This window comes from Rhodanobacter sp. FW106-PBR-R2A-2-24 (genome assembly GCF_058789615.1).
On record NZ_JBYTBV010000002.1, the window covers coordinates 340,157 to 366,057 of the forward strand.

Annotated in this window: 21 protein-coding genes; 6 read left to right on the forward strand and 15 right to left on the reverse strand. The window is 69.9% G+C overall.

Annotation, left to right across the window (positions count from 1 at the left end; genetic code table 11):
• Nucleotides 1–65: 65 nt before the first annotated feature.
• On the reverse strand, nt 66–3,803 hold the full coding sequence (locus AC3WQA_RS02625) for a diguanylate cyclase domain-containing protein (RefSeq protein WP_492673547.1): 3,738 nt from the start codon (nt 3,801–3,803) through the stop codon (nt 66–68).
• A gap of 377 nt (nt 3,804–4,180) precedes the next feature.
• Between AC3WQA_RS02625 and AC3WQA_RS02630 the strand changes: the two genes are divergently transcribed.
• From AC3WQA_RS02630 to AC3WQA_RS02650, 5 genes are all read left to right on the forward strand, one after another.
• Entirely contained in the window at nt 4,181–6,154 is a 1,974-nt protein-coding gene (locus AC3WQA_RS02630; protein WP_492673548.1) for a pyridoxal phosphate-dependent decarboxylase family protein, read from the forward strand.
• Nucleotides 6,133–7,239 carry a PLP-dependent cysteine synthase family protein gene (locus AC3WQA_RS02635; protein WP_492673549.1) on the forward strand — a complete coding sequence of 369 codons (1,107 nt, stop codon included), beginning with the start codon at nt 6,133–6,135 and terminating at the stop codon, nt 7,237–7,239. The genes AC3WQA_RS02630 and AC3WQA_RS02635 overlap by 22 nt, the downstream gene beginning before the upstream one ends.
• On the forward strand, nt 7,221–8,321 hold the full coding sequence (locus AC3WQA_RS02640; protein WP_492673550.1) for a GGDEF domain-containing protein: 1,101 nt from the start codon (nt 7,221–7,223) through the stop codon (nt 8,319–8,321). Before AC3WQA_RS02635 ends, AC3WQA_RS02640 begins: the two co-directional genes overlap by 19 nt.
• Nucleotides 8,322–8,419: 98 nt before the next feature.
• Nucleotides 8,420–9,232 carry a prephenate dehydrogenase/arogenate dehydrogenase family protein gene (locus AC3WQA_RS02645; RefSeq protein ID WP_492673551.1) on the forward strand — a complete coding sequence of 271 codons (813 nt, stop codon included), beginning with the start codon at nt 8,420–8,422 and terminating at the stop codon, nt 9,230–9,232.
• Between the two features lie 22 nt (nt 9,233–9,254).
• Nucleotides 9,255–10,307, forward strand: a complete 1,053-nt coding sequence (locus AC3WQA_RS02650) for a tellurite resistance/C4-dicarboxylate transporter family protein (protein WP_492673552.1) — start codon at nt 9,255–9,257, stop codon at nt 10,305–10,307.
• Between the two features lie 9 nt (nt 10,308–10,316).
• Here the strand turns inward: AC3WQA_RS02650 and AC3WQA_RS02655 are convergent, their stop codons facing one another.
• From AC3WQA_RS02655 to AC3WQA_RS02720, 14 genes are all read right to left on the reverse strand, one after another.
• Nucleotides 10,317–11,213 carry a UbiA family prenyltransferase gene (locus AC3WQA_RS02655; RefSeq protein WP_492673553.1) on the reverse strand — a complete coding sequence of 299 codons (897 nt, stop codon included), beginning with the start codon at nt 11,211–11,213 and terminating at the stop codon, nt 10,317–10,319.
• A 4-nt stretch (nt 11,214–11,217) separates the two neighbouring features.
• The gene (gene ubiG / locus AC3WQA_RS02660) at nt 11,218–11,916 is read right to left on the reverse strand and encodes a bifunctional 2-polyprenyl-6-hydroxyphenol methylase/3-demethylubiquinol 3-O-methyltransferase UbiG (protein WP_492673554.1); all 699 of its coding nucleotides are present in this window, start codon (nt 11,914–11,916) and stop codon (nt 11,218–11,220) included.
• Nucleotides 11,906–13,051, reverse strand: a complete 1,146-nt coding sequence (locus tag AC3WQA_RS02665; protein ID WP_492673555.1) for a sedoheptulose 7-phosphate cyclase — start codon at nt 13,049–13,051, stop codon at nt 11,906–11,908. Before AC3WQA_RS02665 ends, ubiG begins: the two co-directional genes overlap by 11 nt.
• Nucleotides 13,048–13,545 carry an S-ribosylhomocysteine lyase gene (locus AC3WQA_RS02670; protein ID WP_492673556.1) on the reverse strand — a complete coding sequence of 166 codons (498 nt, stop codon included), beginning with the start codon at nt 13,543–13,545 and terminating at the stop codon, nt 13,048–13,050. Before AC3WQA_RS02670 ends, AC3WQA_RS02665 begins: the two co-directional genes overlap by 4 nt.
• A gap of 7 nt (nt 13,546–13,552) precedes the next feature.
• The gene (locus AC3WQA_RS02675; protein WP_492673557.1) at nt 13,553–14,800 is read right to left on the reverse strand and encodes a sugar phosphate isomerase/epimerase family protein; all 1,248 of its coding nucleotides are present in this window, start codon (nt 14,798–14,800) and stop codon (nt 13,553–13,555) included.
• 117 nt (nt 14,801–14,917) lie between these two features.
• Nucleotides 14,918–15,220, reverse strand: a complete 303-nt coding sequence (locus tag AC3WQA_RS02680) for a hypothetical protein (protein ID WP_492673558.1) — start codon at nt 15,218–15,220, stop codon at nt 14,918–14,920.
• A 76-nt stretch (nt 15,221–15,296) separates the two neighbouring features.
• A complete protein-coding gene (locus AC3WQA_RS02685; protein ID WP_492673559.1) occupies nt 15,297–15,770 on the reverse strand; it encodes a DnrO protein in 474 nt (157 codons plus the stop codon).
• Between the two features lie 217 nt (nt 15,771–15,987).
• On the reverse strand, nt 15,988–16,701 hold the full coding sequence (locus AC3WQA_RS02690; protein ID WP_492673560.1) for an RNA polymerase sigma factor: 714 nt from the start codon (nt 16,699–16,701) through the stop codon (nt 15,988–15,990).
• Nucleotides 16,702–16,785: 84 nt separating this feature from the next.
• Nucleotides 16,786–17,532, reverse strand: a complete 747-nt coding sequence (gene folE, locus AC3WQA_RS02695) for a GTP cyclohydrolase I (RefSeq protein WP_492673561.1) — start codon at nt 17,530–17,532, stop codon at nt 16,786–16,788.
• An 11-nt stretch (nt 17,533–17,543) separates the two neighbouring features.
• Nucleotides 17,544–18,434: a patatin-like phospholipase family protein gene (locus AC3WQA_RS02700; RefSeq protein WP_492673562.1), complete on the reverse strand. Its 891-nt coding sequence runs from the start codon at nt 18,432–18,434 to the stop codon at nt 17,544–17,546.
• 99 nt (nt 18,435–18,533) lie between these two features.
• Nucleotides 18,534–19,520 (reverse strand): cell division protein ZipA, encoded by a 987-nt coding sequence (zipA, locus tag AC3WQA_RS02705; RefSeq protein WP_492673563.1) that lies wholly within the window; start codon nt 19,518–19,520, stop codon nt 18,534–18,536.
• A 73-nt stretch (nt 19,521–19,593) separates the two neighbouring features.
• Nucleotides 19,594–23,094, reverse strand: a complete 3,501-nt coding sequence (gene smc / locus AC3WQA_RS02710) for a chromosome segregation protein SMC (protein ID WP_492673564.1) — start codon at nt 23,092–23,094, stop codon at nt 19,594–19,596.
• 132 nt (nt 23,095–23,226) lie between these two features.
• Entirely contained in the window at nt 23,227–23,478 is a 252-nt protein-coding gene (locus AC3WQA_RS02715) for a BolA family protein (protein ID WP_492673565.1), read from the reverse strand.
• 8 nt (nt 23,479–23,486) lie between these two features.
• Nucleotides 23,487–23,786 carry a YciI family protein gene (locus AC3WQA_RS02720; RefSeq protein WP_492673566.1) on the reverse strand — a complete coding sequence of 100 codons (300 nt, stop codon included), beginning with the start codon at nt 23,784–23,786 and terminating at the stop codon, nt 23,487–23,489.
• A gap of 201 nt (nt 23,787–23,987) precedes the next feature.
• On the opposite strand from AC3WQA_RS02720, the gene AC3WQA_RS02725 reads away from it, so the two are divergent.
• Nucleotides 23,988–25,748, forward strand: a complete 1,761-nt coding sequence (locus tag AC3WQA_RS02725) for a PHA/PHB synthase family protein (RefSeq protein ID WP_492673567.1) — start codon at nt 23,988–23,990, stop codon at nt 25,746–25,748.
• The last annotated feature ends 153 nt before the right edge of the window (nt 25,749–25,901 follow it).

A 25,901-nucleotide genomic window follows, 5' to 3' on the forward strand; every position in this document is an offset into this window, starting at 1 on the left:
GGCCGCCGACGCAAGGCGGGTCATGCTGGTAGATCGGCTGCCGCCGTGCAGACTTGAGCCCGGCATCAGCTCGCCTTGTCCGGCGCTGCCGCCAGCACGTGCGCCACCAGCAAGCCGAGGAAAACATCGCGCGCATGCCGGTAGCCCACGTCGCCCGGCCCGGCCACCGCCGCGCGATGCATGGCGTCATGCGCCGCCGGCAGGGCCGCCTCCACCCCCGGGCCGGCGAGGTATTCGCCCGGCAGGCAGCCCGGTCGCGCATGCTGTGCCCAGAACCCGGGTTCGGCCGGCAAGGCGAGGAATTGCTCCTCCCAGCGCAACTCGCCGGCCAGCGCGCCCAGACCGGTGTGCGGCACTGTACCCGCAGGGTTGCCGTGGTAGGTCGCCAGCCACTGTCGCAGGGCGGCCGCCGGCATCGGATACGCCAGCGCATAACCCTGCCCGATGTCGGCGCCAAGCACGGCGGCGGCTTCCACCAGTGCCAGCGTCTCCAGCCCTTCCACCACCACTTCCAAACCCATGTCGTGGCCAATGCGGATCAGCTGTCGGATGAAGCGCAGCGTGCCCAAGGGGTCGGAATGCGCTTGCCCGACGATGGCCTGGTCGATCTTGACGCGGTCGAACGGCCACTGGCGCAGGCGGATCAGCGAGCTGTAGCCGGCACCCAGATCGTCTTCCACCAGCCGCACGCCACGTGCCTTGAGCGCCTGCACGCCGGCATCGACGTAACCAGCTTGCGGCTCGACGCCGGAGGAGGATTCCAGCACTTCCAGCAACAAGGCCTGCGGCACGCAGTCGCCGGCATCGATGGCACGGATCACCGTTTCGGCATAGCGCGCATCGCCCAGCGCCTCGGCCGGCAGGTTGACCGAAACATCCAGCGCATGACCCAGCGCCAGCAAGTCGCGACGACAGGTCATAGCTTGTTGCAGACCCTGGTCGAACAGCGTCAGCAAATCATCCGCCCCCAGCGCCGGCAGGAAACGGCCCGGTGCCAGCCGCTCGCCCGACTCGACGTGCAGGCGCGCCAGCGCCTCGATCTCCGCCGGTTTGCCATCGCTCAGCCGCACCAGCGGCTGGTAGTGCATTTCCAGGGCGCTGGTGGCGATCGCGGCACGCCAATGCTCGCGCTCGAAGAACGGCAGCATTTCGGCCCCGGGGCGCGGCGGCGCCAGACGCACCAGGGCGAGGTCGAGCACGGTCTTGATCTGTTCGAGGAAGGCCTGCTGGTCCTCGCTGTGGAAACCACCCGCATAGGCGCTGAAGATGCCCAGCACCGCCACCGGCTTGCGTGGCTGCGGACACAGCGGGATGGAGACGCTGGAGACCACGCCGAGGTCGGGCGTGAGTTCGCGCCAACTGGCCATCGCCGGGTCAGTGCTGAAATGCCCGCAGCGCTGGATGGTGGCCGTATGCCAGGCGCGTCCGCTGGGGCCGCGTCCCTCGGGACGGTCGCTGTTGATACGGATGGCGGCGGCCTGCCCGCTGACCATCGCGCGCAGGTAGCGGGTGAAGGCCTCGCCGGCCACCGCCTCGTAGGTGAACTGCCCGGCCGCATCGGGTCGCCCCACCGCGCAGGCGAGCACTTCCTTGTGCGATACCAGGATGTCGGCCACGCCCTGGATCAGGGCCAGGTAGCTGTCGGCCGACCAGGCCAGCGCGTGCACGCGCGCCAGCACGGCCACCCGCTGGCGCTGCAGCTCGCGCATGCTCTCCAACTGCCATTGCCGTTCCATGCCCAGGCGCTGCAGCAACACCGCCAGCGCTTGCCGGCCGAGCTGGCCCGCCACCAGCAGCGCGCCGGCCAGGGTGTCGCGCAACTGCTCGATCGCCTCCAGCAACCAGACCTCCTCCAGCCCGCAGGCGGCGTAGAACTCGCCGGCACGGATCGCCCGGGCGCGGTGGCTGGCCAGGTCGAGATCCGGCTGCATCAGCACGTGCAGATGCTGATGCAGGTAGGCCTCGAAATGCCGCTGGTCGGCCTCGGGCAGCAGCTCCAGCAGCCAGACGATGCCGTCGTGGGCGAGCAGTTGCCGGTGGAAGTCGGCGACGATGCCCGGCAGGCGCGGCGCCCACAGTTCGCGACAAGTGCTCAGCAGCGAGGCCGCCTCCTTGCCGTAGCTCGGCGTCACCTCCGGCTCGACCGAGACGTCGGCGCTGCCGTCGGGTGCCACCAGCGACCACCAGCGCGTGCGGCTGCGCTTGCGCGCCTTGATCTGGTACATCGCCTGGTCGGCGCGGCGCAGCAGTTGCTCGCTGGTGACGCCGCAGCCGCTCGCATACAGCGCCACGCCGAGGCTGGCGCCCACCGACACCGTGGTGCCGGCCAGGGTCAGGGATTGCCGCAGGGACTCGTCCAGACGGTGCAGCAGGCCATCCAGATCTGCCGCCGCGTCCAGGTTCTCGAACACCAGCACGAACTCGTCGCCGCCCAACCGTGCCACGTAGTCGCCGGCGCGCAGCAGCGCGCGGAAGCGATTGGCCATCTCGATCAGCAGCGCGTCGCCGGCGGCATGGCCGAGCTTGTCGTTGATCGGCTTCAGGTCGTCCAGGTCGAGCAGGCCCACTGCTACCTGACTGCCAAGGCGATCGGCGCGCTGCAGCACGGCATCCAGGTGATCCACCAGCGCGCGCCGGTTGGACAGGCCGGTGAGATCGTCGTGCAGCGCCAGATAGGTCTGCCGCTCCTTCTCCCGCTGCAGGGCATCGCGCTGCGCATGCTGGCGCAAGGCGAGACCGGTGGCCTCGGCGATCTCGTCCAGCAGCAGGCGCAGATCATCGTCGAAGGCATCGGCCTCGGTGGCCGCCACCACGAACACGCCGATGGGCACGCGCCGGCCAGCGCCATCATCATCGCCGCCCAACAGCGGCCAGCAGCCCACCGCGCCCGCGTGCTCCTGCAGCAGCGGGTGGAACGAACGGGCGCCATCGCCCACACTGCGGGGATGGCGCCGGATCACCGGCACGCCGCGCATGAACGTCTCGGTGGGCACGACCGGCGCAGCGCCATCGTCACGCCGTGGCGGCGGCGGCAGACGCTCGATCACGTCACTGATCGGGCCCACCAGCGCCACGCGGTGCAGTATGGGATCGCCGTCCACCGCCATCAGCACGTCCACCGCCGCCGCGCCGGCGATGTCGACCAGGGTGTTGGCCAACGTGCGGTACACCGCGTCCGGATCGGGTTGTTCGAGCAGCGTCCGCTGGATCGCCCGCTGTGCGCTGCGATAGCGATTGATGCGCAGGCTGCGCTCCAGGAGTTGCTGGTGATCCCAGAAGCGGGCCAGCTCGTCCACCAGGCGCTGCGCCCAGTCGAGCATTTCCTCGCCAAAGGCCGGGCCGCCGGCGTCGGCATAGGCGCTGAGCACCAGTTGGCCGTCGTCGCGCGTGCGCGAGGCCGCCACGATGATGGCGCCCAGGCCATAGCGCCGCGCGGCCTCCCGCCACGGCGCGAACTCGGGCGCTTCCGCCAGCATCAGGCGCGGCTTTTCCTCGCGCAAAACCCACCCCACCGGGCCGCTGCCGCCGAGGTCGGCGGCATCCGCGCTCAAGTGCAGCGCCACGGCATACCCCGCCGCGGCGCCCTCGGCGGCCAGCGTTTCGACGACCATGCGCGCGGGTTCGCGTCGGCCGATCCAGACCAGGGGCAAATCCATGGTGGACACCAGGATGCCGGCCACCGCCGCCATGGTTTGTCGGCGGTCGCGGTCGGGCGTGGCGTGCAGCAGCACAAGCGTCTCCGCCACGCTTCGGTAGAAGCGTTCGCGAAAAGCGCTGCGTTCTTGCGCCTCGCGCTGGTTCATGCGCTTGCCGATGCCCGCATAAGCCAATACCCACCCCACCGCCGGATCGCCTGACCACACCCTACCTGATTGACGGCAAGGTTTGGCCGACACCCCACCATTCGCCCCGAGCGCAGGCCCGCAGGAACGACGTCGAAAGAGGCCGCCGGCGGCCGCTTCGGCGTCCTTGCTCCCGGCGCGCGGACGGAGTTTCGGTCGCGCGCCGCCGCCCATCGGGCCACACCAGGCTCTTGACGCGCATCAAATCCAGCCGGCCGTCGCGACAACGTGAACGATGACCAGGCAGCCCATCGCGCGCCCGGATGACGCAAGTCAGGGCAGGCCGACGCGGGCTCGCCGATGCTGCGCCAACTTCCGTCCGCATGACCCTCGCCCCCATGAGCGCCGCCCGCCCCTTTCCCGCCGACGCCCCGCGCGACCACGCGCTGGACGCCTGCTTCCTCGGCCCCTACGGCGAGAACGACGCCCTCCTGGAAAAACTGGTGGTGGAGTTTCTGCGCGACCACGTGTACTGGCGGCGCAACTTCCACCCGGAAGACCCGCCGGCCATCGGCACCGCCGCCGCGCACCATCCCGACTACCTCGCCTTCGAGTCGCGCATGCGCCGCGAGCTGCACCAGCTTTCCGCGCAGCTGAAGAAGTCGGTGCCCTTCCACAGCCCGCGCTACATCGGCCACATGGCCAGCGACCTGCTGCTGCCGGGGCTGGCGGCGCAGATCCTCACCCTGCCCTACAACCCGAACAACGTCAGCGAGGACGCCGCGCCGGTCACCGTCGATCTGGAAGTGCAAGCCGGCCTGCAACTGGCGCGCATGCTGGGCTACCCGCACGACCCGTCGCAACCGGGTTGTGCCTTCGGTCACCTCACTTCCGGTGGCACCCTGGCTAACTACCAGGCGCTGCGCCTCGCGCTGGCGCTCAAGGCCTTCCCGGTGGCATTGCGCGCGGCCAAGGTGCCAGAGCTTGCCCTGCCGGGAGACGACTGGGCCGCCTTCAATCTCTCGCCAGCAGCCGGCATCGCCCTGCTGGAAGCCTGGCAGCGCTGGCTGGCTGCGCAGGCGCCCGGCGAGCGCAAGCGCTGGATCGCGCGGGTGGAAGCCGAGCGCATCGAGCAGCACGGTCTGCCCGGTTTCTTCGCCGCCCACCCCGACTTGAACGTACCCAAGGTGCTGGTGCCGATCACCGCGCATTATTCGTGGAGCAAGGGCGTGAAGCTCCTCGGCCTGGGCCGCGACCAGCTGGAACTCCTGCCCACCCATGGCATGCGCCTGGACGCCGATGCACTGCGCGGCACCTTGGCGCGCTTCGCCCGCGAGCGGCAAAGCGTGCTGCTGGGCGTGGCGGTGCTGGGCGGCACCGAGTACGGCACCATCGACCCGATCGACCAGGTACTGGCCGCGCGCGCGGCGGCCCGTGCACAGGGGCTGGATTTCGCCGTGCACGTCGACGCCGCCTGGGGCGGCTACCTGGCCACCGTGTTCCGCCACGAGGACGGCTCGCTGCGCACGCGCGAGGAGGTGGCCGCCGACTACGTGGATTTCCCCACCCCGGCCGTGCATGCCGCCTTCGCCGCGCTGGGCGACACCGACTCCATCACCGTCGATCCGCACAAACTCGGTTACCTGCCCTACGGCAGCGGCGCCTTCGTCTGCCGCGACCATCGCGCGATGGCGCTGCTGGCCGAACGCGCCGACTACGTGTTCCACGGCGAGACGGCCGGCGACTACCTCACGCGCTACCGCAGCCTGGGCCAATACATCCCGGAGGGCTCCAAATCCGGCGCGGCCGCCGCCGCGGTGTACGTCACGCACAAGGTGCTGCCGCTCGACCACGCCCACTTCGGACGCCTGCCGCGCGCCACCGTGCGCGCCGCCGAGGCCTTCCACGCCGGCGCGAAAAAACTCGCACTGGAACTTGCCGACTGTGCCCACGTGCTGGTGCCCTTCGCGCCGGACAGCAACCTGGTATGCCTGGCGCTCAATCCGCGCGGCAACACCCGCGTGGCCGCCGCCAACGCCTTCGTGGCCGCGCTGCACGACGAACTGCGCAGCGACCCTTCGCAACCACTGCAGACCAAGGAGTTCTTCGGCTCGGTGACCAGCCTGCGTCCGGAGCTGCTGGGCCCGGCGGAAACCGCGCGCATCCTGAGTGCGCTGGGGCTGGATCCGGCCAGTCTGGCCGAGGACGACGCCGGCCGGCTGATGATCCTGCGTCACACGCTGATGAACCCCTATCTGCTCGACCGCGAAAACGGCATAAGCTACATCGAGCGCTATTTCGATTTTCTCGCCCGCCGCGCCTGCGCGCTGGGCCACGCCGGAGCCGCCACATGGGAGCACCCGCAACACTGATCCCGCCACCCTCCGCCACGGCGCGCCGCTGGGAACAACGCGCGCTGGAGATGCTCGTGCAGGAAGCCGCGCGCTCGGCCGACACCCATCTGCTCAAGCTCAATTTTCCCGGCTTCGACAGCATCGACTTCTACTTCAAGGACGAATCCGTCCACCCCAGTGGCAGCCTGAAGCACCGGTTGGCCCGCTCGCTGTACCTGTACGCGCTGTGCAACGGCCGCCTGCGCGAGGGCCAGCCGGTGGTGGACGCCTCCTCCGGCAGCACGGCGATCTCCGAGGCCTGGTTCGCGCGCCTGCTCGGGCTGTCCTTCACCGCCGTGATGCCGGCCTGCACCGCGCCACGCAAGATCCACGCGGTGCAGGCGTTGGGCGGCGCCTGCGACCTGGTGGACGACCCCGGCCAGGTGCATGCGCGTGCCGCCGAGCACGCCGCGCGCGGCGCCTGCCACCTCGACCAGTTCGGCCTGGCCGTGCAGGCCACCGACTGGCGCGGCAACAACAACATCGCCGAATCCATCCTCCAGCAGATGGCGCGCGAGCCGCAGCCGGTACCGGCGTGGATCGTCTGCGGCGTCGGCACCGGCGGCACCTCGGCCACCATCGGCCGCTACCTGCGCTACCGCCGCCTGGACACCCGCCTGTGCGTGGCCGAACCCAGCGGCAGCGGCTTCGTGGAAGGCTGGCGCACCCGCGATCGCGGGGCGCTGGCGCGCCAGCCCACCCTGATCGAAGGCATCGGCCGGCCCTGCGTGGAGCCGGGCTTCCTGTTCGAGGTGGTCGACGCCGTGATCGAGGTGCCTGACGCATCGTCCATCGCCGCCGCGTGGAAGCTCGAAGACCTGCTCGGACGCCGCTACGGTGGCTCCTCCGGCACCAACCTGGTGGCCTGCCTGCAGTTGGCCGCCGGCATGCGCGAACGCGGCGAATGCGGCAGCATCGTGAGCCTGCTCGGCGACCCCGGCGAACGCTACGCGGAGACGCTGTTCGACCCGGCCTGGCTGGCGCGGCACGCCATCGACCTCGCTCCCGCGCGCCACGCGCTGGAGCACGCCCTGGCGAACGGCACATGGTCGGCATCGGCCTGAGCAGCCTGCGCGCCTTCGCCGCCGCCTTCCGGGCCGGCTGGCGCATCGCGCCCGAATGCCGCGACCACGTCGAAGCGCTGGTGCGCACGCGCGCCGCCGCCTTCGCGCGCGCGCTGGCGGTGCTCACGCTGGGCTGGGCGGTGCTGGATTTCCTCGCCCTCGACCCGGCGCGGGCCGAAATCGCGCTGGCACTGCGCCTGGCCATGGCCATTGCCCTGCTGCTGTTGGCCTGGCGGGCGGATCGACTGCCCGGCCTGGGCGCGATGTGGTTGCTGATCGCGGTGCAGGCCGCCGGTTTCGGCGCACTGCAATGGCTGGTGCCGCCGCAAGGCCACGCCCTCCTGATCGGCTATGGCCTGTTTCCCTACCTGGTGGCCGCGCAGCTGGCGCTGTTCCCGCTGCCATGGGGCCGCAGCCTGCTGGCCGCCCTGCTCGCCGCCAGCCAGCTCGGCCTGCTGTTATGGCTGGAACATGGCCATCTGGACACCCATTTCTGGAGTCATCTCTGGCTGTTCGTGCTGATCGTGGCCACCGGCCTGTGGACCGGCCAGAGCCAGCTGCTGCTGCTGGAGCGCCTGCTCGCCGCCCACCGCGACGCCAGCCACGACCCGCTCACCGGCCTGGCCAACCGCCGCCATGCCGAAGCGCGGCTGGTCACCGCCTGCATCGACAGCGACCGCCGCCACGAAGCCTTGTCGGTGCTGATGCTCGACATCGACCACTTCAAGCTCGTCAACGATCGCTACGGCCACGCCAGCGGCGACAGCGTGCTGGTGGCGCTGGCACAGCAACTGCGACGTGAACTGCGCGGCAACGACCTTGCCGTGCGTCACGGCGGCGAGGAATTCCTCGCCGTGCTGCCGGCCTGCTCCGCCGTCGCCGCGATGGCCACCGCCGAGCGCATCCGCCGCGCGGTGGCAGGCATGACGGTCGCCACGCCCGATGGCGATATCCACATCACCATCAGCCTCGGCGTGGCCACCCGCCTGCCCGCCGAACCGCCGGCCGCGCTGGTCGCCCGCGCCGACGCCGCGCTCTACCGCGCCAAGGCCGCCGGACGCGACCGCAGCGTGGCAGCTTGACGCAGGACGGCAGCCCGGATGACGGCCGTCAAACCGGCGGCTGCGACAACCCGCCAAGCTGTACGCCCAGCCGTACCATCCGGCCCACGGAGTCCACGATGATCTTCGCGCTGCTGGGCTATGGCCGTTTCGGCCAGGCCTTCGCCGACCTGCTGCAGGCCGCCGGCCACGGTGTGCGTGTGCACGACCCGCACGCCGAGGTGCCGCCCGCGCTGACCGGCGCCTCGCTCGCCGCGACGGTGGCTGGCGCCGACTGGGTGGTGCTGGCGATGCCGGTGCCGCTGCTGGGCCATGCGCTGGCCAGCCTGCGCCCGCTGCTCGACCCGGCGCAGACCGTGATCGACGTGGGCAGCGTGAAGGAACAACCCTGCGCCCTGCTGGACGACTACCTCGGCGCGGCCATCGCGCACGCCGGCACCCATCCCTTGTTCGGCCCGCTCAGCCTCGCCCGTGGCGAGCCGCTGCGCGCGGTGGTCTGCCCCAGCCCGGCGCACCCCGCCGCCGCCGCGCGCACGCGCGCGCTGTTCGCCTCGCTGGGCTGCACCGTCGTCACGCAAGACCCGGCCACGCACGACCGCGCCATGGCCAGGACGCACGCGCTGGCCTTCTTCATTGCCCGTGCGCTGGTGGAAATGGGCGTGGGCGAGGAGCTCTCGGTGGCGCCGCCGTCCTTTCTCGGCCTCGCCAACATGCTGGCCGCCGTGCGCGGCGACGCCGGCCACCTGTTCGCCGCCATCCAGCGCGAGAATCCCTATGCCGATGCCGCGCGCGAGGAACTGCTGCAGCGCCTGGCGCTGATCCAGCGTCGCCTGCGCACCGGCGACGAGGCCATGCCGATCCCGCCGCCAAGCGAAACAGCCCCGCCCTCCGTTGCACCCGCCAGCCCCATCCGCCACGACACCGCCCGCTGAACCACGCCCCACGGAGCCATGCATGAATGTCCTGCTGCGCCGCGCGCGCGCCTCGCTCGAAACCATGTCGCCAGGCTACTTCAGCATGGTGATGGCCACCGGCATCATGTCGCTGGCCGCGCACCTGATGGCCATACCGGTTCTGCCGCGCGCACTGCTGGCGCTGAACTGGCTGCTGTTCGCCGCCATCGGCCTGCTCGCACTGCTGCGCGTGTGGTGGCACCCCCGGCGCGTGCTGCACGACCTGTTCGACCATTCGCAGGCGCCGGGCTTCTTCACCTTCGTGGCGGCCTGTTCGATCCTCGGCTGCCAGAGCCTGCTGATCGGCCGCAGCCTCAGGCTCGCCATGCTGCTGGGCGGCGTCGGCCTCGCGGCGTGGATCGCCTCCACCTACACCATCTTCGCCGTGCTCACGGTGAAGCCGGAAAAACCCACGCTGGACAAGGGCATCAACGGCGGCTGGCTGCTCGCCGTGGTGGCCACCCAGTCGATGAGTGTGCTGGCCGCGCTGATCGCCCCCGAGGTGCTGCAGCCGGTGCGGCTGGAGCTGAATTTCTTCGCGCTGTCGATGTGGCTGTGGGGCGGCATGCTCTACATCTGGATGATGTCGCTGATCTTCTACCGCTACACCTTCTTCGCCTTCTCGCCGGCCGACCTCTCGCCGCCCTACTGGATCAACATGGGCGCCATGGCGATCTCCACCCTGGCCGGCTCGCTGCTCATCATCAACACGCCGCACGCGCCCTACCTGCTCTCCATGCTGCCCTTCATCAAGGGCTTCACCGTGCTGTACTGGGCCACCGGCACCTGGTGGATACCGATGCTGGTGGTGCTGGCGATCTGGCGCCACGGCGTGCGCCACTTTCCGTTTGCCTACGACCCGATGTACTGGGGCGCGGTGTTCCCGCTGGGCATGTACGCCACCAGCACGCTGCGCATGATGCAGGCGATGGATCTGGGCTTCCTCGGCCTGCTGCCGCACGTCGTCTTCGGCGTGGGGCTAGCGGCGTGGGGGCTGCTGTTCATCGGGCAATTGCGCGCGCTGCCGCGAAGCTGGCGGGCGACCGCCGCCTGAGCCGCCGCCTCACCCCAGCAGCACAAACACCAGGATCAGCGCGAGCTGCGCCACCGGGTAGAGGCTGGCGCGGTCGAACAACCGCGCCGCGTCGCGACCATCGCAGGAAAGCGCGAGCTTCAGCGCCGGCCACAGCAGCAGGTACAGGCCGATGGCGAGGCTGGCGGCGAGGTACGGCAGGCCCAGCTTCAGCGGGGACATGGCCGGCAGGCACAGGCCGAGCGCGACGCAGGCGATGAGCGCCGCCAGCACGGCGTTGCCGGCCACGCGCGGGCCGAACACCACCGGGATGGTGCGCGCGCCGATGCGGCGATCCTCCTCCACGTCGTTCCAGTCGGCCGGGATGTTCTGCCCGCCGATCTCCCAGGCCACCAGCCAGGCCACCATCAGCGCCAGCCACGCGGGATCGGGCCGCGGCACCACCACCAGCACGGCGGCGACCGGGCCCAGCGACTTCACCAGACCGCTGACCAGCGTGCGCCACCAGGTGACCTTGAGCAGCAGGCAATAGGCGGTTTCCAGCACCGGCGCGGCCAGCACCACCGCCACGAGGAACGGGTTCAGCCACCATGCGCCGACGAGCGCCACCAGGTACCACAGCGCGAACCAGGCGACGCCCTTGCCCAGGCTGAGCTTGCCTTGCGCGATCGGGTAGCGCAGCGCGGAAGCTTCCACCGCGTAGCCCGGCTTGGGGCCGCCGCCGGCGAACTTCTCGCGATCCACCTTGACCCCGACGAGGTCGTTCAAGGCATACAGCGCGGTGTAGCCGGCGGCGGCGGTGACGATGGCCACCAGCAGCACCGGCCAGGCCGGGAAATGCCCCAGCCACAGCAGCGCAGCGAAGCCGGTCATCATGAGATCGAGCACGCCGTGGCCGGAGCGCGACAACGCAAGGAACTTCTTCATCGGCTCAACCCCGCTTGACGAAGCCGGCCATGTAGTTGACGTCCTCGCGTCCCGCCGCCACGCGAAAGCCGCGCGTGAGCGGGTTGTACATGAGGCTGGCCGCGCTGATGAATTGAAGACCACCCCGCGCCGTCCACGCGCGCAGCTCGGCCGGCCGGATCAGCTTGGCGTACTGGTGGGTGCCGCGCGGCAGGATGCGCAGGATGTATTCGCCGCCGACGATGGCAAACAACCAGGCCTTGAAGTTGCGGTTGATGGTGGAGAAGACCGCGTGGCCGCCGGGTTTCAGCAGGCGCGCGCAGGCGGCCACCACGGCCGCCGGATCGGGCACGTGTTCGAGCATCTCCATGCAGACGACCACGTCGTACTGGCCGGCCTCACGCGCGGCCAATTCCTCCACGGTCTGCAGGCGGTAGTCGATGGCGAGACCGGATGACGCCGCGTGCTGGCGGGCGATCTCCAGCGTGAAAGCGGACTGGTCGATGCCCACCACCGTCGCTCCGGCCCTGGCCAGCGCCTCGGCGAGGATGCCGCCGCCGCAGCCGATGTCCACCGCCCGCGCGCCAGCCAGCCCGGCGTGGTCGGCGATGAAGCGGGTGCGCAGCGGATTGATGACATGCAGCATGCCCATCTTGCCGGCGGGGTTCCACCACAGCTTGGCGACGCGGTCGAATTTCTCGATTTCCGCGGGATCAACGTTCACAGACGAGTTCATGGCAAGCCTTGGAGCGGGCGCGCAGGGCGCGTAGCGCGACGTCGAGTTCGCCGCGGGTGATGTCGTGGACGAAGACGCAGCCGCCGATGCCGACGGGCAACGGCACCCGCTGCAGGCCGTTGCGGTGCTCGACGCGATCCAGCAGCGAGCGCCACATCACGCCGGCGTCGAGCGCGGCGTGGTCGGGCGCGATGCCGAGCCGTTCGACCAGGGCGAACACGCGCGCCATCGCCGCCGTGTCGAGCAGGCCTCGCCGCTGCGCGATCAGCACCGAGACGAGGCAATCCAGCAGCACCGCCTCGCCATGCAGCAGGCGCTGCGGATGCTGCGCTTCCAGTCCGTAGCTGAAGGTGTGGCCAAAATCGACCTTGCGCGAGAGTTCTTCTTCGTAAAGGTTGGGCGAGAGCTCCGCCAGCATGCCGCCGATGGCACGGTCGAGGATGGCCTCGCCCGCCGCGCCCGCGAACGCGGCATCGATGGCCGGCGCGCCATGGCGCTCCAGCAGGGCGAACAGGCCGGCATCGCAGACCAGCGCCAGCTTGAGGATTTCGCACACACCGTTCAGCAGGTGCCGGCGCGGTAAGGTGGCCAGGAAACCGGGATCGAGCAGCACCGCCTCCGGTGGCGTGAAGCTGCCCAGGCGGTTCTTGTGGCCATTGAAATTGATGCCGGCCTTGATACCCAGCGCGGCGTCGATGTAGCCCATCAAGGTGGTGGGCACCTTGAGATGCGGCAACCCGCGCCGGTAGCTGGCGGCGAGAAAGGCCACCACGTCGGTGAGCACACCGCCGCCGATGGCGATGAGCGGCTCGTCACGGCGGTGGACGGGAAAATCGTCGAGCTGGCGCGCCAGCTCCTGCCAGTCGTCGAGCGTCTTGTGTTCCTCGCCACCCGGCACCGCGACGATGCGCGCCTCGATGCCATGCTGGAGGAACCAGGCGCGGATCGCCGCGCCATGCAGGCGCATCACGTTGGCGTCGAGCACCACGAAGCGTCGCCCGCCCGGGCGGCCGTAGTCGAGCAGGGCCGTGCCGTGCGGCGCGAACAGCGCTGGCGTCTTCACCACGTCGTAGGCGATCGGGCGCGTGGCGCGCACCTGCCAGCGCGGCGCGGGGATGCTCATGCCGCCTCCAGCCAGTGCGCGCGACGGGCGAGGATCTCGCGTGCCACGCGCTGCGCGTCGTCCAGGCTGTGGTCGCGGAAGTTGCCGCACTGCGCGACGTTGGCGTAAGGCACGGCGTCCGCGTGCTCCATCTCGCGCAGCACCTGCTCCAGCGTGGCGCAGAGCACGCTGGCGCGGCCCTCGTCGAGGAAACCCAGATAAAAGCCGGTGCGGCAACCCATCACGCCGACGGACAGGAAGGCCGCCGGCAGCAGGCGGCCAAAGCCTTCGAGCAGAAAATGCTCGACCGAGTGCAGCGCGGCGCTGCCGAGCACGGCATCGGCATTGGGCAGGCGCACGCGCAGATCCACCGCGTACACCACGTCCCCGCCCGCGCCGCGCCGCGCCGCGCGCAGCTTGAGCGCCGGCGCCTTGAGCCGGCGATGGTCGAGCTCGCCGATGCAGGCGGCCGGCCAGCCCAGCGCCACGCCATCGAAATCGACAATGCCGTTCATGCCGCCCTCAAGCCGCCGTGGCCAGCGGCGCGAGGTGGCGGAAGCTTTCCTCCAGCGCCTCCTGCCAGCCGTCGACGTGGTGGTACAGCTCCACCGCGCCGTAGCCGTCGAAGCCGTGGTCGGTGAGCGCGCGGAAACTCGCGGCGAAATCCAGCGTGCCGCGCCCGGGAATCTCGTGGAAATGCACGATGCCGGTGCGGGTGTTCGCCACCCGGCGCGTCACCAGCGCCTCGCCCCTGACCCCGCGCAGGTAGGCCGCCACCGGGCGGGCGCGCTCCAGCACGTCGTAGCTCAGCCCCGGCAGGGAGATCAGCCAGGTGAACAGCTCGTCGTCGAGCGCCGAGCGCCCGGCGTAGAGGCTGGCGTAGTCGACCACGGCCAGCGATCTGGTGATGCCGGCGCGCGCCAGCAGTCCGTCCACGCGCGCGGCCTGCGCTCGGCTGGGCGCGCCGTCGCGGAAATGGATGGGATGGGCGAGATCCAGCAGCAGGAAATCGCTGGTGTCTGGAAAGTGCACCAGCGTGCTGGCGCGGGTGAGGTCGAAGGCGAGGTCGTCGGCGTACTGCACGACTTTCAGGTTGTAACCGGCGCAGGTGTCGGAGATGTGCAGGTAGCGCGCGTGCGGCGCAGCCTGTCCCAGCGCGTGGATGTAGTCGGCTTCGGAGCAGTAGGCGTGGCAGATGTCGATGTGCAGCTTGAACTTCGGCGAGCCCACGGCCTCGATCAGCGCGAGCCCTTCGGCCAGCGTCTCGATGTGCATGCCCGGCTCGGGTTCGATCAGGAGGGTGATGTCCTCGTCGGCATGGATCGCGGCGAGGCACTCGCGGATCGAGTCGATCAGCAGTTCGGTGGGGTCGACTTCCGGATGGGCCACGTGCTCGTCGCGCACGAAACCGCTGCCGAAGGTCACCAGGTTCACGCCCAGCCGCCGCGCAACGTGGATGCCGCGTTTCACCAGATCGATGCGGCGCTTGCGCGCGGCGCGCTCCAGCGCCAGCAACGAAGGCTCGTGCGGGCGCTGCGGGTCGAAGAAATGCGAGGCAGTGGCCACGCAGGCCGGCTTGACGCGGCGCGCATCCAGATGGCGCCGCACGCGCGCCAGGTCGTCGTCGTCAAGGTCGAAGACGTTGAACTGGTCGCGGTGGAACCCGATTTCCACGCCCGCATAACCGGCGCGATCCACCGCGTCGATAGCGTCCAGGAAGGCGAGGTTGGTCAAACCGAAGGTGCTGTAACCGAGCTTGATCGCGCCCATGAGGGGTTTCCGGGTGAGAACTGACGCTGCGTCATGGCGCGCCATCGTGCCGTACGCGGGGACAGCGTGGATTGACGCGCGTCAGCCCACGGGCAGGCGCCGCGCCGCGTGCAAAAATCAGCCGGTGGCGGCGGCTTCGGCCGCTGCGACGAGCGCCAGCGTCTCGCGCAACTCGCCCTGCAGCGCCGCCCACGAACGCTCCCATTGGCCGGCGTTGGGCTTGGCCAGCGCGAAGCGCTGCAGGTTGGCCTGCACCTGGGCCAGCGTGTCGCGCAAGCCGGCCGCGACGGCCAGCGCGTGTTCGTGTTCGTCGCGGCCGATGAAATACACCTTGCGGTCCTTGCATACGCCGATGCAGGGCTGCGGTGCCTCGATGCGGCCGCAGCCGATGCATTGCCAAGCCTGGATGTAGTCGGTCATGCGTGTGGCGCCCGCCGCGTGGATGCCGGCATCGTGAACCGCCGCCGCATGGCGGGCCTTGATCCGGGTCAGCGGATCAGTGCCCGTGCGGCGCTTCGGCCGTCCAATCCGGTGCAGCGAAATAATGCGGATAGGCCGCCACCGCCGCGCGCATGGCGGCGAGCTGGGCGACGTCCTGCGGATTGGCCTGGAACTTCTGTGCCGCCGCCAGCAGCGGCACCAGCATGCCGTGCAACACGGCATCCTTCTCCGGCGTCAGGGTGCACTTGGCGAAGATGTCGGCCGCCGCGCCCTGGATGGCATCGACCCGATCCTTGGCCAGCGTGGCGTCCATGTGGCCCATCTCGTAATGGCGCAACTGCTCCAGCGCGGTGTGGATCTGGCCCATGTCGCCGCTGAGCGTGGCATCGGCCGCCCACGGCTGTGCCGGTGGCGGCGCCAGCGCGGCGCCCTGCGCCTCGTGGGTGGCATGATTGTGCTGGGCCAGCGCGGCGACAGGAACCAGCGTGGCCAGTGCGCCGGCCAGCAGTGCGGTGAATCGCATCGTCATCGGTAGCATCCGGTGGAGGGGTGCGAGGATGCTAGACCGGCGCCCCGCGCTGGCGCTTGACCCATGGCAAGACCTTCGTGCGGTGGCTTGCCGCAGCCACGCGGGGAGCCTCCGGACGCCGCGCGTCGTCCGCGATACAGCGGCGTACCGCCCGCGACCAGCCACCGTCGTGCCCGGCGTCCTGACGAAGCGCCAGACCGGCGGTTTTCACGGTTTCCTACAACGGCCCCGCCAACCCTTCGCCGCGGCCACGCGCCAGGACGCCGGCCACGATGCGGTCGCAACGCGCGCCGTCGAAGGCGAAGGCCTCGCCCAGCGCCGCGCCGAATTCGCCGGCCAGGCTTTCGCGCATCAGCTGGCGGGCGCGAAAGTAGCGCGTGCGCACGGTGGCCGCGGGAATGGCCAGCGCCTGCGCCACCTCCTCCACGCTCATTTCCTCCACTGCGCGCAGCATGAACACGCTGCGGAACGCAGCGGGCAGTTGGTCGATGCGCGCCTCCATCAGCTGGCGCAACTGGGTGCGCAGGGCGAGGCTGTCAGGCGCGGCGGCGGCCTCGTCGGCGAACGGGTTTTCGCGTGGGTTCTCGGGCATGGCCATGGCGTCATCCAGCGAAACCAGGGGCGGCGGCTTGCGGCGCAGGCGCGCCAGCGCCTCGTTGACCACGATGCGCACCAGCCAGGTGGACAGCCTTGCCTCGGCGCGGAAGCCGCCCAGCGCGCGCCAGGCGTGCAGGTAGGCGTCCTGCAGGGCGTCCTCGGCGTCGGCGTCGGATTTCAGGATGCTGCGCGCGGTACGGAACAGCCGCCGGTTGTGCCGCCGCATGATCGCCTCGAACGCGGCCGCTTCGCCCGCGGCGGCGCGCTGCGCCAGCTCGGTATCCGGCGTGTTTCCGTCGATGGGCGATGGCGCCCTCGTTGCCGCGTGCTGCATGCCGCTCTCCGCTGGCCGATGGCATCGGCCCGCTGACATCTTGCCACCATGGGTGGCGCTTGTCGGCTGGCCGGGCAAGCACGTTCACGCCGTCCCCTTGCCCACGAGCGCGAGGAACTCCCGGCGCAGGCCGGCGTCGTGAGCGAAGGCGCCGCGCATCGCGGTGCTGCGCATCAAGGCGCCGTCATCCTTCACGCCGCGCCAGTGCATGCAGAAGTGGGTGGCTTCCATCAGGATGGCCAGGCCGTCGGGCTGCACCCGTCGCTCCAGCTCGTCGGCCAGCATCGCCACCGCCTCCTCCTGGATCTGCGGCCGGCTCATCACCCAGTCGCACAGGCGTGCGTACTTGGACAGGCCGATCAGCGCCGAGTCGGCATGCGGCAGCACGCCGATCCACACCCGCCCGGTGATCGGGCACAGGTGGTGCGAGCAGGCGCTGCGCACCGTGACCGGGCCCACCACCATCAGCTCGTCGAGTTTCGTCGCGTTGGGAAAGGTGGTGACCGCGGGCGCGTGCTGGTAACGGCCGCGGAACACCTCGTCGACGAACATCTTCGCCACACGCCTGGCGGTGTCGGCGGTGTTGTGGTCGTGGGCGGTGTCGATCACCAGCGCGCGCAGCACGCCCTGCAGGCGGTCGGCCACCTCGCCGCGCAGTTCGTCCAGTTCGCCCTCGGCGAGGAACTCAGCGATGTTGTCGTTGGCATGGAAGCGCCGGCCGGCATCGATGAGTCGCCGGCGGACGCGCTCGGATACGGGTGACGGCGCCTTGCCGTGTTCGGGTTCGACGGCGACCAGGGCGGCGTGGGCAAGCGGGGCGTGGGCAAGCATGGGGGCGTCCTTCAAGGCAATGGCACCAGGGTTGGCCGGACGTGGCGGTCGTGGTGTGCCAGAGGCACGTGCAGGGGGCCGCTGCTGGTCAGCCCCCCGGCCGCCAGCCAGTCGCGCGTCTGCGCGGCGGCACGCTCGATCAACCCGGCGGTGTGTGAGAAATCGAAGACCGACACCGCGAGCGGGCACAACGGCGGCACGATCACGATGTCGGCGTCGTTCGCGTGGCGCTCCACGTCGCGGTCGAGCTGGCGCATGTTCTGCAGGCCCATCACGTGCAGCGCCAGCGCCGCCATGTTGCGCGGCACCTCGCGCAGTGCGCAGCTCATGCCGGTGGGCAACACCAGGATGCGTTCGGCGCCCAGCGCCACGGCGCTGGCGATGGGCGTGTTGCTGGCCACCCCGCCGTCGACCAGGCAGCGGCCGTCGACCACCACCGGCGGAAACACCACCGGGATCGCGGCGCTGGCCAGGAGCGCCGTATCCAGCTCGCCCCGGGAAAGCAGCACGGCCTCGCCGCTGAGCACGTCGGTGGCGACGATGTGCAGCGGCAGCGGCGCCTCCTCGATGCGCCGGATGCCAAGCGAGCGGCGCACGATGGCGAGCAGGCGCGTTGGTTCGACCAGGTGGTCACGCTGCCACAGCAGCGCCTTGATGCCGGCACGCAGGGTGAGCGGGAACACGTCGCGCCGGTGCAGGCCGTGCCACACCGCGGTCAGCCGCTGCACGCCCTCGGGCGTGGGGTCGGCGGCGTAGAAGGCGCCGTTCAGGGCGCCCACCGAGGCACCGATCACCATGTCCGCCAAGACGCCCGCGCGACTGAGCGCCTGCAGCATGCCCACCTGTACCGCGCCGAGGCTGCCGCCCCCGCTGAACACCAGTGCTGTCTTCGGCCTCGCCATCGCACCCTCCGGCATCCCGGGCGAGCGGCCACGCTGGCCAATCGCCCTGTCTGCCTATGAGATGCGCAATACCGCCACGGCGTTCCCGGCCGCCGGCTTTCAGCGCCCGAAGTGGATTTCCTCGCCCTCGTGGTCGCGATCCCAACCGCGCAGCTCGTCGCGGATGTGGGCGATGCGCTGGCGGCCCAAGGCGTTGCGCTCCTCGTCCAGCACCTGGCCGCCGAGCAGTTCGGCCATGCGCTGGGCGGTGGGCAGCATGGCTTCCCAGGCATCCAGTGCAGACAACGGCGCCGGCAGTGTCATGAAGAAGCTGAGGCCGGGCGTGTGCAAGCTGTCGAGCCGCCCCAGGTCGAAGCTGCCGGGCTTGAGCATGTTGGCCACGCTGAACACCGGCCCCAGTTCGCGCTTGCCGTCGAGCAGGCGGTGGTAGATGCCCATGTCGCCGAATTCCAGCCCGGCTTTTTCGGCAGCCACGATCAGGTCGGCACCCTGGAAGCCGGCACCTTCGCGCGCCACCACGAACAGGGTGACGATGCGCTCCACCGCGATCTGGGCCGGGCGGCGGCCCAGGTCGGAACGCAGCGGCAGGCGCGGACTGGCCGACGGGGTAGCCACCGGCGCGGCTGCGGCCGGTGGCGGCGCGGGCCGTTCGTCGGCAGTGGGCTGGCGCGGCGAACGCAAGGCATCGACGATGGCCGCTGCCTGGCCGGCCAGTTTCTGGCGCGTGGTCGGCGCCTGGCGTTCGCCGGACAAGGTGGCGCCGAGGCGCTCCAGCTCCTCGCGGAAACCCACGTCCAGCTCGCCTTGCGCCGGCGCGACGGGTTCCTCGCCGAGCTTGAAATCGTCGCGCGCGCTGAAGGAGAGCGCTGCGTCCTTGTCGTCATCGCCCGGGCCCAGCGTGGGCTCGAAGCGGTGGCCGCCAGCAGCATGTCCGCCGCGCCCGGCCTCCTGCCGCCGCCGGCCCTGCTGCGATTTCTTCGGCTCGCCAAACAGCCAGATGAACGCCAGCACGATCGCGCCGACGATGAAAAGCGGTATGCCTACGGCGGGGTTCCAGGCCAGGGCAAGCGCGGGTTGCAACATCATGTTCGGTTCCTCGTGGCGTTCGCGCGCCCGCGGGCGGCGAACCGACATTCCAGATTCGTGCCGTGAGTCACACTCAGGCCGTGCCCGCCAGTTTAGCCGCTTCGGCGAGATCCACCTGCACCAGGCGCGACACGCCGGGCTCGCGCATGGTCACGCCGCACAGTTGGCTGGCGGCCTCCATGGTCGCCTTGTTGTGGCTGATGAAGATGAACTGCACGCGCTCGCTCATCTCGCGCACCATCGCCGAGAAGCGGCCCACGTTGGCTTCGTCCAGCGGCGCGTCGACCTCGTCGAGCAGGCAGAACGGCGCGGGGTTGAGGTTGAAGATGGAAAACACCAGCGCCACCGCAGTGAGCGCCTTCTCGCCGCCGGAGAGCAGCGAGATATTGGACGGCCGTTTGCCGGGCGGGCGCGCCATGATCGCCACGCCGGTGTCGAGCAGGTCGTCGCCGGTGAGTTCGAGGTAGGCGTGGCCGCCGCCGAACAGGCGCGGGAACAGCTCCTGGATGCCGGCGTTGACCTTGTCGAAGGTTTCCTTGAAGCGCGCGCGCGTCTCGCGGTCGATTTTCTTGATCGCGCCTTCCAGGGTTTCCATGGCATTGGTGAGGTCGGCGAGCTGGTTGTCGAGGTAGGTCTTGCGCTCGCTCTGCTCGGCGTGTTCCTGGATCGCGGCGAGGTTCACCGGTTCCAGCCGCGCGATCTTGCCGGCCAGCTCGACGAGCTGCTGCTTCCACTGCGCCGCATCGACATCTTCGGCCAGTTCCGCCAGCAGGGCATCCAGTTCCAGCCCGGAGTCGGCGATGGCCGCGGCCAGCTGATCCGCGCGCAGTTGCAGCGCCTGCGCGGCGAGGCGCTTCTCGGAGAGGCTTTCGCGCAGGCTGGCCAGGCCTTGTTCGGCCAGGTGGCGGCGCTGCTCCAGCTGGCGGAAGGCGATATCGCATTCCTCCAGCGCACGGCGGGCCTCCACCAGTTGCCTGTCCACCAAGAGGCGCTGGTCGAGATAGGCCTGTCGTTCGGTTTCGAGTTCCGCGATGGGATCGGAGCCGGCGGCGAGCTGCTCGGCCACTTCGCTGCGGCGCGCATCGATCTGGCGCAGCTGATGTTCCATGCGCGCCAGGGATTGCTCCAGCGAAGCCAGCGAGGAGCGCCTGGATTCCAGCGACAACGCCAGGGCATGCGACTGCTCGGCCGCCTCGCGCGCGTTCATGCGCGCTTCCTCGCGAGATTCCAGCAGGGCGCGGCGCTCGTTTTCCAGCTCGCGGCGCTGGTCTTCCAGATCGCCCATATGGCCGACCGATTCGTCCAGCCGCGCGCGCGCCTCGCGGGTCTGCCCCTGCAATTCGTCGAGCTGCTCGATCAACGCGGCCAGTTCGCCGGCCACTTTCTCGCCGCGCGCACGCGCCGTTTCCAGCTTGCCGCGATGGCTCTGCAGCTGACCGGCCAACTCGGAGGCGCGGCGGTGCGCGTTGTACAGCTCGCGCTGGGTGTCGTCGCGGGCGCGCTCGGTTTCGAACTTGCGCGTGCGCAGGTCTTCCAGCTCGCCGGTGCATGTCTCGATGCGCGCTTCCAGCATGGCCACCTGATCGGCGAGCGTGCGCAGCTCGCGCTCGCGCGCCAGCACGCCGACCTGGTTGCCCTGCGCGCGGCACACACGCGCCCAACCCTGGCCCAGCCACTCGCCATGGCGGGTGATGAGGGACTGGCCTTCGGCCAGTTGGCCCACGCGCTGACGCGCCTCGCCCAGCGATTCGGCGGTGCGCACCCGCGCCAGCAGGTGCAGCGCGGCGGCCGGGCCGCGCACCAGTGCGGCCAGCGTGCCGGCGGCGTCCAACGCGCCAGCGGCGGCGTCCAGCAAGGCGACGTCGGCGCTTTCCAGCGTGGCCAGTTCATCGCCGAGCGCGTCCACGCCATCCACCAGCACACCATCGATGAAGCCGGCCAGCACGGTTTCCACCGCGGTTTCCCAGCCCGCCTCCACCTGCAGCGCCTCGCCGAGGCGGCGCGACTTGTCCAGCCCCAACCGTGCCAGCCACGCGCTGGCGGCGTTTTCCTCCTGGCCCAGCGCGGCATGCTGCAGGGCTTCCAGCGAGGACTGCCGGCCGCGCGCGGTTTGCAGCTGCGAGCGCGCTTCGTTCAGCGCGCCCTGCAGTTGGCGTTCCTCGTCCAGCACCTTTTCGTGGGTAGCCTTGTGCTGGTCGAGCAGACCGCCCAGTGACTCCACCTTCTCGCGCTGGGTGTCGTGCTCCAGCTGCATCTGCTCGGCGGAAGCTTCCAGCGCGACGAGGTCGGTGGCCTTCTGCTCGGCTTCCAGCGCCTCACGGCGCCGGGAAAGGTCGATGGCCTGGCGATCCAGGTAATTGAGCTTGGTGCGCTCCACTTCGGCGGCGCGGTTGGACTCGCCGGCGGTGCGGGTGTGCGTGTCCCAGCGCTGCTGCCAGTCGGCGAGTTTCGTCTCGGCGCTGCGCTGGGCTTCGGCGGTGTCGTCCTGCATCTGCTGCAGCGCTTCGAGTTTCGGCTCGCCTTCGGCCAGCGCCAGGCGCAGCGTTTCGACCTGGGCGCGATCGCCGGCGATGTGCTCGGCCAGTTCGGCATGCTCGCGCTCGGCCTCGCCCTGCGCACGCTGCAGGCGCTCGGCGGTTTCGCGGTTGTGGCGTACCTGCTGCTCGACGCGGGCGATCTCGGCGCCGACCTTGTAGACCTCGGCCTGCACCGCGTTCAGGTGCTCGCTGGATTCCACGTGGCGCTCGCGCATGGCCTCGATCTGCGCTTCGATCTCGCGCTGGCCGGCCAACTGCTTCTCGATCTCGATCTCGGCGGCGGACAGGCCCGCGCCCTCGCCGTCGTGCTGGCCCTTCAGCGCGCGGTATTCCAGCGCGCGCAGCTCGGCCTGCTTGCGGGTTTCCTCTTCCTTGTAGGCCTTCCAGCGCTCGGCGGCGCGGGCCTGGCGATTGAGGTGTTCGAGCTGCTTGTCCACCTCGTCGCGCACGTCTTTCACGCGGTCGAGGTTCTCGCGGGTGGACTTGATGCGGCTCTCGGTCTCCTTGCGACGCTCCTTGTACTTGGAGATGCCGGCGGCTTCCTCCAGGTGCGTGCGCAGTTCCTCGGGATGCGCCTCGATGATCTGCGAGATCATGCCCTGCTCGATGATCGAGTAGCTGCGCGGGCCGAGGCCAGTGCCGAGGAACAGGTCGGTGATGTCGCGCCGGCGACAACGCGCGCCGTTCAAGTAATACGCGGATTGCCCGTCGCGCGTCACCTGACGCTTCACCGAAATCTCGGCGTACTGGCCGTACTCGCCCTGCGCCGTGCCATCGGCGTTGTCGAAGATCAGCTCCACCGTGGCCTGCCCCACCGGCTTGCGCGAGGTGGAGCCGGAGAAGATCACGTCGGTGAGCGAGTCGCCGCGCAGACGGCTGGCCGCGCTCTCGCCCATCACCCAGCGGATCGCGTCGATGATGTTGGACTTGCCACAACCGTTCGGCCCCACCACGCCGGTCATGTTGGCCGGCAGGTGCAGGGTGGTCGGGTCGACGAAGGACTTGAAGCCGGCGAGTTTGATAGTGGTCAGGCGCATCGGCGGGTCGATATTCCTTGGAGCGCCCACGCAGGCGCGGGGGCAGCGGGGCACTGTGCCAAACGGCAGGCGCTGCCGCAATCCGTTGCGTCAGCACGAACTTTGTCAAAAAGTTGCTGCAAGATACTGATCTTACGAGCTTGGCACACTTGCATCGATCGACAGGGCATGAACCCCGTTGTCCATCAGCCCGTCCAGCGCGGCGTATACCATACGGTGACGTTTGATCGGCAGCACCCCGGCGAACGCGGCGCTGACGATGCGAACATGGAAATGCCCCTTTCCCTCGTTGGCATGGCCGGCATGCCGGTGGCCCTCGTCCAGCACCTCCAGCTCCGTCGGCGCCAGCTTCGCGGTCAGCCGCGCGCGGATCTGCTCGAGCATTACCGTCGTCACGGCAGGGTCTTGCGAAACGGCTTGACCTCAACGTGGGCGTAAACACCGGCCGCCACGTAGGGGTCGGCCGCAGCCCAGGCCTCGGCATCGGCCTGACTGGCGAACTCGGCGATGATCAGGCTGCCGGTGAAGCCAGCCGGGCCCGGATCGTCCGAGGCGATCGCCGGAAACGGGCCAGCCAGCAGCAAACGTCCTTCGGTCTGCAGCCCACGCAGGCGAGCCAAGTGTTCAGCGCGCGCGGCCATGCGCTTGGCGAGGGAATCGGGATGATCCTTGGCATGGACGGCAAACCACATAGGTATTTCCTGACTGGGGCAAAGCAGCATTTTACTGCAGCCGCTGCCGCCGCAGGCCAGATGCTGCAGCGCGAAACCATTCAGGTTACTGATTGACGACCGTCAAAGTATGCCGCGATGTTGCGGCGCATCCTGACTCCCATGCCGGCCTGCGAAGCCGGCATGCCGATAGCGATCCAACCCCGCCCCCGGGATCTTCCAATGAAGGACATCGCACCCAGCACGCCGCGACCCGATGCCGCCGAGCGAACCGACCGGCTGTTCCGCGCCGCGCTGGCGCGCTGGATCGCCTCGATCTCTCCCGCCTCGCTGGAACTGGCCTGGAGCGACTGGGCGATGCACTTGGCCGCCGCGCCCGGCAAGCGGCTGGCGCTGATGCATCTGGGGCTGCGGCAATGGCAGGCACTGGCGGATTACGCCACTCGCTGTGCCCTGCCCGACGCCACCGCCAACACCAACGGCAACTGCGTCACGCCGCGTCCCGGCGACCACCGCTTCCGCGAGCCCGAATGGGGCCGCTGGCCGTTCAACGTGCTGCAGCAGGCATTCCTGATGGCCGAGCGCTGGTGGGAAGAGGCCACCCACGGCGTCGAAGGCGTCGAGAAGCACCATGCCGAGGTCGCTGGCTTCGTGGCGCGGCAATGGCTGGACATGTGGTCGCCCGGCAACCAGCTGGCGACCAACCCGGTGGTACTGAAGCAGACCGTCGAGCAGGCTGGCACCAATCTCTGGCATGGCTGGCTCAACGCACTGGACGACCTGGGTCGACTGGCGATCGGCGCGCCACCGGCCGGCACCGAGGACTACGCCGTCGGCCGCAACCTGGCGGTGACCCCGGGCAAGGTGATCATGCGCAACCGGCTGGCGGAGCTGATCCAGTACGCGCCAACCACCGACACCGTGCGGCCCGAGCCGGTACTGATCGTGCCGGCGTGGATCATGAAGTACTACATCCTCGATCTTTCGCCGCACAACTCGTTGATCCGGCACCTGGTGGACCAGGGACACACGGTGTTCTGCCTGTCGTGGAAGAACCCCGGTGCCGACGACCGCGATCTCGGCATGCAGGATTACCTCGACCTGGGCGTGCGGGCCGCACTGGACGCGGTGCGGGCGATCGTTCCGGAGCACGGCGTGCACGCCGTCGGCTACTGCCTCGGTGGCACCCTGCTCGCCATCGCCGCGGCGGCGATGGCCCGCGACGGCGATCGCCGGCTCGCCTCGCTGACCCTGTTCGCCGCGCAGACCGATTTCACCGAGCCGGGCGAGCTGGGCCTGTTCATCGACGAAAGCGAAGTCTCCCTGCTCGAAGCGCAGATGTCCCAGGCCGGTTACCTCACCGCCCAGCAGATGGTCGGCGCATTCCAGATGCTGCGCTCCTACGACCTGTGGTGGTCGCGCATGGTCGGCGAGTACCTGATGGGCACGCGCCCGCCGATGAACGACCTGATGGCCTGGAACGCCGACGCCACCCGCATGCCCGCCCGCATGCATTCGGAGTACCTGCGCCGGCTGTTCCTGCACAACGACCTGGCCGAGGGCCGCTTTCCGGTGGACGGCCGGCCGGTCGCACTGAGCGACATCACCCTGCCGGTGTTCGTGGTCGGCACGCAGACCGACCACGTCGCGCCCTGGCGCTCGGTCTACAAGCTGCACTACCTCACCGTGACCGACCTCACCTTCGTGCTGACCAGTGGCGGGCACAACGCCGGCATCGTCAGTGAACCGGGACACCCGCACCGCAGCTACCAGCTGCTGCACCGCCGGGAGGGCACGGCGTATATCGGCCCCGACGACTGGCTACAGCAGGCACCGACCCGCGATGGCTCCTGGTGGCCGGCCTGGCTGCAGTGGCTGGGCGAACGTTCGGGTGAACCGGGCGAGCCGCCACCGATGGGCAACGCCCAGGCCGGCTACCGCCCGGTTGCCGCAGCGCCCGGCCACTACGTGAAGGAGACCTGAGCTGGACCGGGGCAAACGGCCACACCCGCTGGACGCGGGGGAACAAACACGCCGCCCTGCCCCTACCACCACGCACGCGCCCGCACGGATTGTCACGGAACGCGACCAACCTAGCGGACGACGGCCGGTATCGCCCGCCATGACCACCCGATG